This is a genomic window from Gelidimonas denitrificans (genome assembly GCF_055694065.1).
Window position 1 is genome coordinate 2765726 of the sequence record NZ_CM146350.1, and the last position, 12800, is coordinate 2778525.

General features: G+C 59.1%; 13 protein-coding genes. 7 read left to right on the forward strand and 6 right to left on the reverse strand.

The window, feature by feature from the left end:
• Nucleotides 1–11: 11 nt before the first annotated feature.
• The 6 genes from aroE to mpl form a co-directional block, all read right to left on the reverse strand.
• A complete protein-coding gene (aroE, locus tag FKCLFG_RS12890; protein WP_472613478.1) occupies nucleotides 12–830 on the reverse strand; it encodes a shikimate dehydrogenase in 819 nt (272 codons plus the stop codon).
• Between the two features lie 16 nt (nucleotides 831–846).
• On the reverse strand, nucleotides 847–1776 hold the full coding sequence (locus FKCLFG_RS12895; RefSeq protein ID WP_472613479.1) for a TonB C-terminal domain-containing protein: 930 nt from the start codon (nucleotides 1774–1776) through the stop codon (nucleotides 847–849).
• A 70-nt stretch (nucleotides 1777–1846) separates the two neighbouring features.
• On the reverse strand, nucleotides 1847–3922 hold the full coding sequence (locus FKCLFG_RS12900) for a ribonuclease catalytic domain-containing protein (RefSeq protein WP_472613480.1): 2076 nt from the start codon (nucleotides 3920–3922) through the stop codon (nucleotides 1847–1849).
• A 146-nt stretch (nucleotides 3923–4068) separates the two neighbouring features.
• A complete protein-coding gene (locus FKCLFG_RS12905) occupies nucleotides 4069–4647 on the reverse strand; it encodes a chorismate--pyruvate lyase family protein (protein WP_472613481.1) in 579 nt (192 codons plus the stop codon).
• Nucleotides 4647–5225 carry a YqiA/YcfP family alpha/beta fold hydrolase gene (locus tag FKCLFG_RS12910; RefSeq protein WP_472613482.1) on the reverse strand — a complete coding sequence of 193 codons (579 nt, stop codon included), beginning with the start codon at nucleotides 5223–5225 and terminating at the stop codon, nucleotides 4647–4649. Before FKCLFG_RS12910 ends, FKCLFG_RS12905 begins: the two co-directional genes overlap by 1 nt.
• The gene (gene mpl, locus FKCLFG_RS12915) at nucleotides 5222–6604 is read right to left on the reverse strand and encodes a UDP-N-acetylmuramate:L-alanyl-gamma-D-glutamyl-meso-diaminopimelate ligase (RefSeq protein WP_472615859.1); all 1383 of its coding nucleotides are present in this window, start codon (nucleotides 6602–6604) and stop codon (nucleotides 5222–5224) included. The genes FKCLFG_RS12910 and mpl overlap by 4 nt, the downstream gene beginning before the upstream one ends.
• Nucleotides 6605–6708: 104 nt before the next feature.
• On the opposite strand from mpl, the gene FKCLFG_RS12920 reads away from it, so the two are divergent.
• From FKCLFG_RS12920 to FKCLFG_RS12950, 7 genes are all read left to right on the forward strand, one after another.
• The gene (locus FKCLFG_RS12920; protein WP_472613483.1) at nucleotides 6709–7326 is read left to right on the forward strand and encodes a hypothetical protein; all 618 of its coding nucleotides are present in this window, start codon (nucleotides 6709–6711) and stop codon (nucleotides 7324–7326) included.
• Nucleotides 7316–7849: a TlpA disulfide reductase family protein gene (locus FKCLFG_RS12925; protein ID WP_472613484.1), complete on the forward strand. Its 534-nt coding sequence runs from the start codon at nucleotides 7316–7318 to the stop codon at nucleotides 7847–7849. The genes FKCLFG_RS12920 and FKCLFG_RS12925 overlap by 11 nt, the downstream gene beginning before the upstream one ends.
• 94 nt (nucleotides 7850–7943) lie before the next feature.
• Nucleotides 7944–8381, forward strand: a complete 438-nt coding sequence (gene aroQ, locus FKCLFG_RS12930; protein ID WP_472613485.1) for a type II 3-dehydroquinate dehydratase — start codon at nucleotides 7944–7946, stop codon at nucleotides 8379–8381.
• 90 nt (nucleotides 8382–8471) lie between these two features.
• Nucleotides 8472–8930, forward strand: coding sequence for an acetyl-CoA carboxylase biotin carboxyl carrier protein (gene accB / locus FKCLFG_RS12935; protein ID WP_472613486.1), 459 nt, complete (start codon nucleotides 8472–8474; stop codon nucleotides 8928–8930).
• Nucleotides 8931–9028: 98 nt separating this feature from the next.
• Nucleotides 9029–10411 (forward strand): acetyl-CoA carboxylase biotin carboxylase subunit, encoded by a 1383-nt coding sequence (gene accC, locus FKCLFG_RS12940; protein ID WP_472613487.1) that lies wholly within the window; start codon nucleotides 9029–9031, stop codon nucleotides 10409–10411.
• Nucleotides 10412–10419: 8 nt separating this feature from the next.
• A complete protein-coding gene (prmA, locus tag FKCLFG_RS12945; protein ID WP_472613488.1) occupies nucleotides 10420–11343 on the forward strand; it encodes a 50S ribosomal protein L11 methyltransferase in 924 nt (307 codons plus the stop codon).
• Nucleotides 11277–12647 (forward strand): DUF3426 domain-containing protein, encoded by a 1371-nt coding sequence (locus FKCLFG_RS12950; protein ID WP_472613489.1) that lies wholly within the window; start codon nucleotides 11277–11279, stop codon nucleotides 12645–12647. Before prmA ends, FKCLFG_RS12950 begins: the two co-directional genes overlap by 67 nt.
• The last annotated feature ends 153 nt before the right edge of the window (nucleotides 12648–12800 follow it).

Below are 12800 nucleotides of genomic sequence, written 5' to 3' on the forward strand. Positions count from 1 at the left end.
CGGAGGCCAGCTCAAGACTGCAATTGGGATTGCAGTTGCGCCAACACGGCGGCGGTGTCGGGCCGCACGCCGCGCCAGAGCAAAAACGATTCCGCCGCCTGCTCGACCAGCATGCCCAAACCATCGCGCACCGCCGCGCCGTGCTGTGCTGCAAAGCGCATGAAAACGGTCGGCTCCTTGCCGTACATCAGGTCATAGGCGAAAGTGGCACGACCGAAGACGCCGGGCGTAATCGGCGGCAGCGCAGCCGATAGGCTGGCCGCGGTGGCATTGATGACGATATCGAACGGACCGGCCAGATCGGCGAAATCACACGCCAGAATCGGCCCATCGGCTGCGAACTGCTGCGCCAGCGCACCCGCTTTGGCGGCAGTGCGATTGGCAATCACCAACGCAGTCGGGGCCTGCTGCAATAGCGGCAGAATCACGCCGCGCGCGGCCCCGCCCGCGCCCAGCAGCAGGATGCGCCGGCCGGCCAGCGGCACCCCGGCATTGCGCACGATGTCAGCCACCAACCCGACGCCGTCGGTGTTGTCGCCCAAGATCGCATCACCGTCGAACTGCAGCGTATTGACCGCGCCAGCGGCTTGCGCGCGCGCGCTCAAGCGCGTCGCCAGCGCAAACGCTTCGAGCTTGAAGGGCACTGTCACATTCGCCCCTTTGCCGCCGGCGGCGATGAAAGCCGCCACGGTTTGCGCGAAACCGTCGAGCGGCGCCAGCAAGCGCCGGTAGTCGATGTCTTGCCCGGTCTGCCGGGCAAAGTGGGCGTGAATCTCGGGCGATTTGCTGTGCGCTATCGGATTGCCGATGACGGCGTATGTATCAGTCATGGTGCAGTCATAAAATTTAACTGGCAGGCGCGGTAAGCACGGTTTCCAGCGCTTCGTCGCGGGTGAATTTGAAGCGGGCGATGACTTCCCACAAGTCGTCCTTGCCGACGCTGCGCATATTGTCGGGAAAGCGGCCGAAAGGGGCGGAACGGCGGACTATCGCCAGCGTGGCGCTGTCGAGGTCGGGGTTGCCGGAACTGCGCTCGATGCGCGGCCCGCCATCCCGCTCGAAAATGCTGCCGTCCTGAAACACCGGGATCGAGACGGTCAATTCGCCATACAGCTTCTTGCCATTTTTCTGTGGGAAATTCAGGGTGCCGATTTTTTCGATGCGTTCCTGCAGCGCTTTGTAATACATCGCATAGCCGACGCCGCGCGTGCTCGGCGTGATCTGGGTGCGCTTCGGCCGCTTGTTATAGTCTTCAATATTCTTGGCGATTTCCGCTTCCATGCGCGCAATGACCTTGGCGCTGTCCAGCAAATCGGTGCCCTGCGGCTGTGGCGGCTCTGGAGTCTCCTGCGGTTTGCCCCTGTCTTTGTGCGCCTGCACCTGGAATACGCTGTCCTTCTTCTGCAGCTGGGTCATCAGATTCTTTTGCTGCACCTCCAACTCCACCTGCTTGCGCTTGGCCGCCTTCATGCTCTGGCCATCCTCGGTTTTGTGCAAATCCGGCAATGGCGATTTGGCGCGGCCCTTGTCGGCATTGCCGCCGCCATCCAGATTGACTTGCGCCAGCGCCTCGGCCTTGAGCGGCGCCTTGTCGTGACGGGCATTGACCAAAATCACTTCCAGACCGGGGTCGGCCGGCTTAAAGCGCAATGCTTGCGGCGCGGCGAAATTCACCGCCAGCAAGCCGCCATGCAGCAGCACCGACACGGCGATAGCCCACGAAAACGGGGTAAATTTATCGAAAAATTTCACGAATAGCGAAGTATTGAGTGGCAAAGAATGGGGATTTTACGGCACACGCCGCGCCAGCGCGACCGGATCTGGAAATGCGCATACATCACATACATCATTCTGCCAAAGCGCCCTTGTCGGCATCTGCATCTGACGCTACCTCAGCCGCGGCTTGTTGCTCCGTGCTATCGATCTCGATGGCAGCCGCTTCCTCGCCGCTGGCGACATCGGTTTCAGCCTCGGTATCGCTCATTTCATCTTCCGCTTCCACCACGATGCCGGCACCAGGCACCGCAATCACTTCCAGCAGACGCGCGTCCACCGTCAAATCGACCTCGTCCCAGCCGATCAGATCGAGCCGGACTTGCGCGCCGCGCGCTATCGGTTCTGTACCCGAGAGCCGGATCACCAGCGGAATATCGACCAGGCGGAAAATTTCATCTTTCAGCACCACAGCTTCGACCTGCCGGTTATTTTCCTGCCCCAGCCAGCGCAGGCACCAGTAGCGCTCCATGTTCGACTGGAAATCGCCGTACGCTGCGTAGGCGGTTTCAAACGCCGAAACGATCGCAAACAGGCTGGCATCGCGCTGCTTGAAGGGCGCCACCATCGGCGCGGTGACGCCATGTTGTACGCAGGCCAGAAGCTGCCACTGATTGACCAGATCGGTATACCGGCGCAGCGGCGACGTGCTCCATGCATATTGATCGACGCCCAAGCCCTGATGCGGCGCGGCGTGCGTGACCATGCGCACCTGCATTTTTGCCGCCCAACCATTGCCGGAACCACCGCCCTGAGCCCGATAAATGCCCGGCACTCCATGCTCGTGCAGCATCTTGCCCCAACTGCTGTTGGCGAAGATCATCAGTTCGGCCACGATCTTGTCGAGCGGCGCGCCACGCTTGCGACGCACCACGCTGACCACATCGTCTTCGACGTAAAAATTGAAATCGACCCGGTTGTTTTGCTCCGGCCTCAGGCCAAAACTTTCGCGCTTGGCCATGCGGCCCTGTTCCAGCGCTTGCGCCCATTGCCACAGCACGGCCAGTTCCGCCTTGTGCGGATACTCGCCCGAGTCCGCCGCCAAAGCCTCTTCGGTGACCAGATGATCGAGATCGTTCAGGCGAAGATTCGACACCATCGGCACCGCTTCGGCGCGCGATTCGGTGGCTATTACCGACCAATCCGCGGTATCGACGGTGGCGTACAAGGACAATGCCGGACGGGTCTGGCCGGCGCCCAAAGTGAAGGCTTGCACCAATTCGTCCGGCAGCATCGTGATCTTGTCGCCCGGCATATACACGGTGGACATGCGCTGGCGCGCAATCGCATCGATCGCATCGTCCGGGCGAATTCCCAGCCCCGGCGCTGCGATATGGATGCCGATCCGGACCAGACCGTCGGCCAAAATTTGCAGCGAAAAGGCGTCGTCGATTTCGGTGGTGGTAACGTCGTCGATCGAGAAAGCCTGCACATCGGCCACCGGCAACTCCGGCATGGCAGGCACCGCTAATGGCGCGAAGCCCGTACCTTTGGGGAAATTTTCCAGCAAGAATTTGCTCATATGCAATTCTTTGGCGGATTTGATGCCGCCGCACGCCAGCATCAGGCGCGGCGCACTGGTGTGCAAATCGTTGCAGGCGGCGTCCAGCGCCTTGTATTCGAGCGAATTTTTATCCGGCTTAAACAACAGTTGGCGCACCAGCGCTTGCATCGCCTGCGGCAATTGGCCGGCTTTCAATTCCTCGACATACTGCGCCTGCAACAGCGACTGCAAACGCTTTTTCTCGATGCCGGCCTGCGCCGCTTGCAGCGACGCTTGCGGCGCAGCCTTGTAACGGCCCTTGCCCTTTTTATGGAAATAAATCGGCGCTGCGTGCAATTTCATCAGCAAGCCGGCGGCCTCGCTCGGCGTGGGCGCATGGCCGAAATATTCGCCGCCCAGTTCGGCAAAACCGAATTCTTCGGTGCCGGCGACTTCCCACAAAAAATCCAGATCCAGATCTTCCGCCGCCAGATGCGCTTCCGCCAGCAAGTCGGCGGCAGTGGGCGATTCGAACTGCAACAGCACATCCTTGGCCCGCACCTTGCTCCGTTTGCCGCTAGGCAATTCAACTTGATACGATTCGCCTGTATGGGAAAGGACGTGACCGGCTTTGAAATCGCCGGATTCTTCGAAAAATAAATTCATGAATCGCTTTATGGATAAATGCTGATTAAATGCCGTATCAAACCGGCACCAGTGGCGCCAGTTTATCTTAAGTAAATACTACACATGGTATTTTTTAAATACGCATTGTATGTATGCGGAAAAGCATTGCTTTAACCACATACTCCCTATAATTTAATATTACGTAGCGTCGCGATAGCAGGCAAAAAGAGTTCAGTCACCAGCAGCACGCCGCCACGGCGCCGATACAGGCAACGGCGCGCAAACAATGGCGCAGCAAGTGTTTGCTGCGGCGCTTCACTCGCCATTGCCGCGCAGGCGCGGCGTACCAGCGGATGCCGGGGATGCAGACGGGCATATTCCAGCGTGCCGCGCAAAACGCCAGGGTCGCCGAACAATGTGGTGCCCAGAGAACGCTCGCCCAGACTGCGAAACAGCGGCCACTGCGTCGCCGTCGCCTCCAGCCGCACGATGGTATGGGCAAACACCATCGGCTGGCCATCGCATTGCAGCAACACGTCGCGCTCGACCACCTTGCGCGGACAGTGCAAGCCGATTGGCGCATATTCATCAGCCAGGCAAACCGCGCGCCGCTGCGCCAGACGCAGCACTCGGAACTGCGCGCAGTGCGCCGTCAGTTTGGCAGTCAATGAAGCCCGATCGGTCAGCCAGGCGCGCATCGATGGCGACGGATTGACCCCGTTCGGATGCGCAACCCAGTCGGCGACGGCGCAACGACCCGGCATCAGTGCGGGACCGCCACACCGCAAAACGCCAGCACCTCGTCGGCATAGCGGGCGAAATCGGATAAGCCGTGATCGCTGCCGTTGATGATGCGATGGCGAGCGGCGGGATAATGCGCCACCATTTCCCGCCAATCCAGCACTTCATCGCCGGTGGCGGCGATCAGAAAATAGCGCTCGGGCCGGCTGATCGACGCCATCTGTAGCGCTTCCAGCTCTGCTATATAACTGCGCTTGAATTCGAACGGGGCCTCGGTATGGAAAGCTGTTGTTACGCCCACATACGATTCCAGATCGCGCGGCGGCTTGACTGCGGGGTTCAGCAACACCGCCCGGCAGCCCAATTGTTCGGCCAGCCAGGTCGCGTAATAGCCGCCCAGTGAAGAACCGATGATGCTCAGTTCACTCGGCGGGCAGGATTGCACCAGCTCCAGCGCCTGCGCCACCGCCGCGCTCGGGGAAGCCGGCAATTGCGGGCAAAGATAAGCATCGGCCTGACCCAATGCGCGCATCCGCTCGGCCAGCAGTTGCGCCTTGAATGACAACGGCGAAGAACGAAATCCGTGCAGGTACAGGATCATGATACTGATACATTTTCTGCCAGCGCATCCAGAATCTTCTGGTGCACACCGCCGAAAGCCCCATTGCTCATCACCAGGACATGGTCGCCCTCTTGCGCGGCTGCCGCGATGGCCGACACCAGAGTCTCCAGCGAAGCGAAAGTGCGCGCTTTTGCGCCCAGCGGCGTCAGCACTGCGGCCAGATCCCAGCCCAACACCTCCTGCGCACCAAAGCCGAAGATCAGGTCGGCAGCAGCCAGGCTGCCGGCCAGAGCCTGCTTCATGGTGCCGAGTTTCATGGTGTTGGAACGCGGCTCCAGCACCGCCAGGATGCGCGCTGTGCCGACTCTTTTGCGCAAGCCGGCCAGCGTGGTCGCAATTGCGGTCGGGTGATGAGCAAAATCGTCGATTACCGTGACGCCGCCGACGCTGCCGCGCACTTCCATGCGGCGCTTGACGTTCTCGAATTGGCTTAGTGCCTCAATCGCTTGCGCCGGCAGCACGCCAACATGGCGCGCCGCGGCAATCGCCGCCAGCGCATTGAGCCGGTTATGCTCGCCGCTCAGGGACCAGCACACCGTGCCTTGGGAGTGGCCGTTGAAAATCACGTCGAAACTGTCGTCGTCATGCTCGCGCAAGGCCCAGCCGATGCCGAGTTCGACGCCGAAGAATTCAGTTTCGCTCCAGCAGCCGCGCTTCAGCACGCGCTGCATCGAAGCTTCGCGTCCATTGACGATCAGCCGCCCAATGCCGGGCACGGTGCGCACCAGATGATGGAACTGGGTTTCGATGGCGGCCAGATCCGGGAAAATATCGGCATGGTCGTATTCCAGATTGTTCAGGATTGCGGTTTTGGCGTGGTAATGGACGAACTTGCTGCGCTTGTCAAAGAAGGCGGTGTCGTACTCATCGGCTTCGATCACGAAAAAATCGGAGCTCTCGTCGCGCTCCGCCAGTCGCGCGGAAATGCCGAAATTCAGCGGCACGCCGCCGATCAGGAAGCCCGGCGCATAGCCGGCTTCTTGCAAAATCCACGCCAGCATCGCGCACGTCGTGGTCTTGCCATGCGTGCCGGCCACCGCCAGCACCCATTTGCCGCGCAAAATATGCTCGCCGATCCATTGCGGACCGGAGGTGTACGGCAAACCGCGATTGAGGATTTCTTCCATCAGCGGGTTGCCACGCGAGACTACGTTGCCGATGACGAACAAATCCGGCTGCAAATTTACCTGTTCGGGACCAAAACCCTGAATCAGCGATATTCCCTGCGCTTCGAGCTGACTGCTCATGGGCGGATAAACATTGGCGTCGCAGCCGGTGACGGTGTGCCCGGCCTCTTTCGCCAGCACTGCAAGACCGCCCATGAAAGTGCCACAAATGCCCAGAATATGGATATGCATGATGCCCGCTTCAAAATGGAATGCCACGATTTTACCTGAGCGGCCGAACGGTAGTATGATGCGCCCCGCAGCCGGCCGCTGCCATCGGTAGTATGATGCGCGCCATGGATATCAACTACCCTACAGATGCCGCACTGTTGCGCGGCGAAATTGCCGCTACCGCCGCGCGCATGATCGTGCAGGACGGCGCCGACTACGCCAGCGCCAAGCGCCGCGCCGCCAGGCAAATCCTGGGCGAGACTAAAATGCATGGCGATATCCTGCCTGATAATGCGCAAATTGAAGATGAAGTACGTATTTACCATGCGCTGTTCTCGGGCGAAGCCCAGCCGACGCGGTTGCTGCATCTGCGCACCCTGGCGTTACAATTGATGCAAGACCTGGCGCAATTCAACCCATATCTGAGCGGCGCGGTACTGAACGGCACCGCGGGCGAACATTCCGAACTCCATCTACAGCTATTTACCGACAACCCGAAGGATGTGGCGGTATTCCTGCTGAACAAGAATGTCAGTTTCGAGGTTTCCGAAGCGCCCCGCCTCAAGCATCGCGGTGGCCACGATCCGATTGAAACCCTGAGCTTCCTCTGGCATAACGAAGGCGTGCATCTGGCAATATACGGGCCGGATGACTTGCGTGGCAGCAACAAGTCAAAGAGCGAACGCGCCAACCTTGCGGCGCTGCAGGCACTGATTGCAGAAAGCACACGCCATGAAACGTAACATCGCGCTTTTTATCTTCATAGGCGCATTATTCGCCGCCATCGGCGTGTACTTCGGCGTCCAAAGACTCGCGCCGGAACTGCACCCAACTTCAACGCAGAACGCAGCAGTAGAAGACTTGCTGGCCCAAACGCTGCCCGATGCGCACGGCCAGCCGCAGGCCCTGTCCGCATGGCGGGGCAAACCGATGATCGTCAACTTCTGGGCCACCTGGTGCGCTCCGTGCGTGGATGAAATGCCGGAGCTGTCGGCGCTGCAGACTGAAATTTCTCCGCGCGGGATTCAAGTGCTCGGTATCGGTATCGATTCCGCCGCTAACATCGCTGCATTTTCCAGTAAATACCGGATCAGTTATCCGCTTTTTGCAGCGGGAGTGAGTGCCACCGAACTCGCACGCGCGTTCGGCAACCATAGCGGCGGATTGCCCTATACGGTTTTGATCGGGCGCGACGGACAAGTAAAAAAGACCTATCTGGGGCGCCTGAAAATCGATGTATTACGCGCCGATTTATCTCTGCTGTAATTTCCACAAAGAGTTTTTTCTTGCCAATCGACGCCATTCAGCGGCAAAATGCGGCCATCCTCGCTAAACAAGCTTTTAAGTCAAACACAACTTCATGGCAAAAAATATCCTTTTGATCAACGGTCCCAACCTCAATCTTCTCGGCACGCGAGAACCCGAGGTCTATGGAACGACGACCCTAAAGGATGTGGAGCAGGCCGCCATGGCGCAAGTTGCGGCTGCAGGCGCTGGCATGACGTGCTTCCAGAGTAACCATGAAGGCGCGCTGATTGACCGGATTCACGCCGCCAAAGCGGAAGGGATCGATGCCATCGTCATCAATCCGGGCGGCCTGACCCATACCAGCGTGGCTTTGCGCGATGCACTGGCAGGGGTGGCAATTCCATTTATCGAGATACACATATCGAATGTCCATCAGCGCGAAACGTTCCGCCACACGTCTTTTCTGTCAGCCATTGCCGTAGGCGTTATCTGCGGCTTGGGTGTGACAGGCTATCAAGCAGCCATTGAATTTGCATTGCGAAAACTTTAATTTCGCGCATTTTCTTCGTATTTTCTTTTAAATTATGCCAAATAGCTTACAATTTCAGCTATTTCGTCAAAAACTACCTAGGGGTTTCACATGGATTTACGAAAACTCAAAACACTGATCGATCTGGTTTCCGAATCTGATATCGCCGAACTGGAAGTGACCGAAGGTGACGGCAAAGTCCGTATTGTTAAATCCACCGCCTACCCGCAGAATCAGCAAGTAATGATGATGCCGCAACAAATGATGCAGCCGCCGGCTCCTGCTGCCGCGGCAGCAGCGCCGGTGGTGCCGATAGAGACTCCGGCCGCGCCGGAAGGCTACTTGGTCAAGTCGCCGATGGTCGGCACTTTTTACCGCTCTTCAGCGCCCGGATCGGCGCCATTCGTCAACCTCGGCTCCACCGTTAAGGAGGGTGAGACGCTGTGCCTGATCGAAGCCATGAAACTCTTGAATGAAATTGAAGCCGATATTTCCGGCGTCATCACACAGATCCTGGTGGAAAACGGCCAGCCGATCGAATACGGCCAGCCGTTGTTCGTGATTGGTTAGGAACGCGCACAGCCTGCAGCACCTGTCCCGTCCGGCGCTGCAAGTTTATTCTTCATTCCTGGCGTTTAACTTTCAAGGTCACTCGAGTTCACATCACTATGTTCGAAAAAATCCTCATCGCCAATCGTGGTGAAATTGCGCTACGCATCCAGCGCGCTTGCCGCGAAATGGGCATCAAGACAGTCGTCGTGCATTCCGAAGCCGACCGCGAAGCAAAATACGTCAAACTGGCCGATGAATCGGTCTGTATCGGCCCGGCGCAATCGGCTTCAAGCTATCTGAGCATGCCGGCCATCATCAGCGCCGCCGAAGTCACCGATGCCCAGGCGATCCATCCCGGCTATGGCTTCCTGTCCGAAAATGCCGACTTTGCCGAACGGGTGGAGCAGTCTGGTTTCGTCTTCATCGGCCCGCGCCCGGACTCGATTCGCCTGATGGGCGACAAGGTCTCGGCCAAGCAAACCATGATCAAGGCCGGCGTACCCTGCGTGCCCGGTTCGGAAGGCGCATTGCCGGACGATCCCAAAATCATCATCCAGACCGCACGCCAGGTCGGCTACCCTGTCATCATCAAGGCGGCCGGCGGCGGCGGCGGGCGCGGCATGCGCGTGGTGCATACTGAAGCTGCGCTGTTGAATGCGGTCGCGATGACCAAAACCGAAGCTGGTGCCGCCTTCGGCAATCCGGAAGTCTATATGGAGAAGTTTCTGGAAAATCCGCGCCATGTGGAAATCCAGATTTTGGCCGATGAATTCAAGAATGCGATCTGGCTCGGCGAGCGCGATTGTTCGATGCAGCGCCGGCACCAGAAAGTGATCGAAGAAGCGCCGGCAACAGGCATCCCGCGCAAAATCATCGAGAAAGTCGGCGAACGCTGCGCCGACGCCTGCCGCAAGATCGGCTACCGCGGCGCCGGCACATTTGAATTCCTGTATGAAGACGGCGAGTTTTATTTCATCGAGATGAATACCCGGGTCCAGGTCGAGCATCCGGTGACCGAAATGATCACCGGCATCGACATCGTGCAAGAGCAGATCCGCATCGCGGCCGGCCAAAAACTGCGCTATCGCCAGCGTGAAGTCAAGCTCACCGGCCATGCGATCGAGTGCCGCATCAATGCCGAAGACCCTTTCAAGTTTACGCCCTCGCCCGGCAGGATCACGTCCTGGCACGTTCCGGGCGGCCCCGGAATCCGGGTCGATTCCCATGCTTATGACGGCTATTACGTGCCGCCCTACTACGATTCGATGATCGGCAAGGTGATTGCCTATGGCGCCACGCGCGAACAGGCAATCAGACGGATGCAGATTGCACTATCGGAAATGGTAGTGGAAGGCATCCTGACCAATATTCCGCTGCACCGGGAACTGATGGTCGATGCGCGCTTCATAGAAGGTGGCACCAGCATCCATTACCTGGAGCATAAACTGGCAGAAAAACCGGATTTGCCGAAGGTGCCGCAAAAACCCACCAAACAATAAGGCTGCCCATGAGCTGGACTGAAATCGTCATCGAAGTCGCACGCATGCACGCAGAAGCGCTGTCGGATGCATTGATGGAAGCCGGCGCGCTGTCGGTAGCTGTCGAAGATGCCGACCTGGGCACGGCGGCCGAAATGCCGCTGTTCGGCGAACCCGGCATGGAGCCGGATCAAGCCGCATGGGAACGCAGCCGCGTGATTGCGCTCACTGAGGCCGACGCCGATTCTGCGGCCATCATGGCGCAGGCGAGCGCCGCCACCAAACTTGCCAGCGTTCCGGCTTACACGCTGCGGGCGGTGGCGGATCAGGACTGGGTGCGTTTGACCCAATCCCAGTTCGAACCGATCCATATCGGCAAAAACATCTGGGTGGTGCCCAGCTGGCATACCGCGCCGGACCCGAACGGCTTGATACTGGAGCTCGATCCCGGCCTGGCTTTCGGCACCGGCAGCCATCCAACCACCCGGCTCTGCATGGAATGGCTGGAAGCGCATGCGCCCCAAGGCTTGTCGGTGCTCGACTATGGTTGCGGCTCCGGCATTCTGGCGATGGTTGCTCAAAAACTGGGTGCGGCCAGCGTAATCGGGGTCGATATCGACCCGCAGGCAATCGAGTCTGCCACGGCCAATAGCGCCCGCAATAATTGCGCAATCGATTATTACCTGCCAGACGCCTTCGGCAAAGTGGCGCATGGCCAAACGTTCGACATCGTGGTGGCCAATATCCTGTCCGGCCCGCTAGCGTTGATGGCGCCGATGCTGGCCACGCGGGTCGCGGCCGGCGGCGCGCTGGTGCTGTCTGGCATATTGGTGCAGCAGGCGCAAGAAGTCGCCGCTGCCTACGCCCCTTTGATCAGTCTGACGGTATGGGCCGAACAGGACGGCTGGGTGGCACTTTCCGGCCGACGTGCGGCATCATTAGCGCCTGCATAGCAATGGCGCTCGCCACCCAATGTCCGCATTGCCGCACGACGTTCCGGGTCGCACATGATCAATTGAAATTACGCGCCGGCATGGTGCGCTGCGGACAATGCCGGCAGGTATTCAACGGCATAGAGCATTTATTGCCGCCAGCCGGGCAGCAAGCGCAAGCAACACATACTGCCACTGCCGCCGCGCCGGAAATCGGCACCGATAAGGTGGGCGGACTGACCCCGTCTGAGGCAATAAACGACCTGGCCAGCACACCGGCGCCAGCGGCATTCGACGATGCCGAAAACGGCTTGCAATCCGGCACCGACCCAACGCCTGTTGCGGCGACCATTCCGGCTGTTGTTACTGCAGAAGTTACTGCAGAACCTGATGATGCCGCGTCAGCCGCGCAGCCCAAATTCGATCCGGCAGATGATCTAGAAGAACTCGATTACGGCGCGCTGGAAGGCATGACGCTGATCAATTTTCAGCAGTTAGAACAGTCATGGGACCAGGATGATTGGTATCCCGCCGATCCCGTCTCAAGCGCCGCGCCGCAACAACAAGCCGCGTCCGAAGCTGCGCCACTGGCCGACGAAGCTACCGAGCCGGCAGAAGCCTCGGGCAGCCCCCCCCCCGCCCCTTCTCTCGCTAGCGAATCGCATGGCGATTCGGGCACCAGGAAAAGCCATGCCGGAAGAGGGGAGCAGAGTGAGTCGCTACGCGACTTTCACTACATCGATCCATTGCCAGCCGAGGCACAACCGGCTGCGGCGCAATCTTTTGAGAGTGATGTGCGAGAGCCCAGTTTCGTCACGGCCGCGCGCCGCCAGCAGCACAGGAAGCGCCGGGGCCAGTTACTGTTCGGCGCCGGATCGGCCATCCTGACGCTGGTTTTACTGGCGCAAACCGGTTATGCGCTGCGCAATCAGATCGCAGCGCACCTGCCGCAAGCCAAACCGGCACTGCTTGATATCTGCGGGGCGCTCGGCTGCAGCATTGCGCTGCCGGCACAGATTGACGCGATCACCATCGAATCCTCCGAACTGCAGGCCCAGCCCGGCGCTGCCGACGCCCTGGTTCTGACGCTACTGCTGCGCAACCGCAGCAGTACAGTTCAGGCATGGCCGAATATTGAGCTGACCTTGAACGACGGCACTGAACGCGCCATCCTGCGGCGCGTCTTCACGCCGCGCGAATTTCCGGTTGCCGCTGCCGACATCGCCAACGGCTTTGCCGCCGACAGCGAACAATCGATCCGGATTACCTTTACGCTGATCCAATTGAAGGCTGCCGGCTATCGCGTCGTGCTGTTTTACCCGTAATGCCATAAAACATGCCAGTATTTTTTAAGGCGCTTTATATATATGCGGAGATCAATAGCTTTTAACTGATACACCTGGTACTAATATTGCATATTGCCATTCCATAGCGCGCAACTGAAATGCACTGCGCTCCACTTCAACTAACCAAGTCGA

What these genes read in the sequence shown, in the direction of transcription:
- mpl (WP_472615859.1), bottom strand. Translation starts at nt 6,604, where the DNA reads ATGCATATCCATATTCTGGGCATTTGTGGCACTTTCATGGGCGGTCTT.
- FKCLFG_RS12950 (WP_472613489.1), top strand. Translation starts at nt 11,277, where the DNA reads ATGGGCCGAACAGGACGGCTGGGTGGCACTTTCCGGCCGACGTGCGGC.
- accB (WP_472613486.1), top strand. Translation starts at nt 8,472, where the DNA reads ATGGATTTACGAAAACTCAAAACACTGATCGATCTGGTTTCCGAATCT.
- FKCLFG_RS12900 (WP_472613480.1), bottom strand. Translation starts at nt 3,922, where the DNA reads ATGAATTTATTTTTCGAAGAATCCGGCGATTTCAAAGCCGGTCACGTC.
- FKCLFG_RS12905 (WP_472613481.1), bottom strand. Translation starts at nt 4,647, where the DNA reads ATGCCGGGTCGTTGCGCCGTCGCCGACTGGGTTGCGCATCCGAACGGG.
- FKCLFG_RS12920 (WP_472613483.1), top strand. Translation starts at nt 6,709, where the DNA reads ATGGATATCAACTACCCTACAGATGCCGCACTGTTGCGCGGCGAAATT.
- aroE (WP_472613478.1), bottom strand. Translation starts at nt 830, where the DNA reads ATGACTGATACATACGCCGTCATCGGCAATCCGATAGCGCACAGCAAA.
- prmA (WP_472613488.1), top strand. Translation starts at nt 10,420, where the DNA reads ATGAGCTGGACTGAAATCGTCATCGAAGTCGCACGCATGCACGCAGAA.
- FKCLFG_RS12925 (WP_472613484.1), top strand. Translation starts at nt 7,316, where the DNA reads ATGAAACGTAACATCGCGCTTTTTATCTTCATAGGCGCATTATTCGCC.
- accC (WP_472613487.1), top strand. Translation starts at nt 9,029, where the DNA reads ATGTTCGAAAAAATCCTCATCGCCAATCGTGGTGAAATTGCGCTACGC.
- aroQ (WP_472613485.1), top strand. Translation starts at nt 7,944, where the DNA reads ATGGCAAAAAATATCCTTTTGATCAACGGTCCCAACCTCAATCTTCTC.
- FKCLFG_RS12910 (WP_472613482.1), bottom strand. Translation starts at nt 5,225, where the DNA reads ATGATCCTGTACCTGCACGGATTTCGTTCTTCGCCGTTGTCATTCAAG.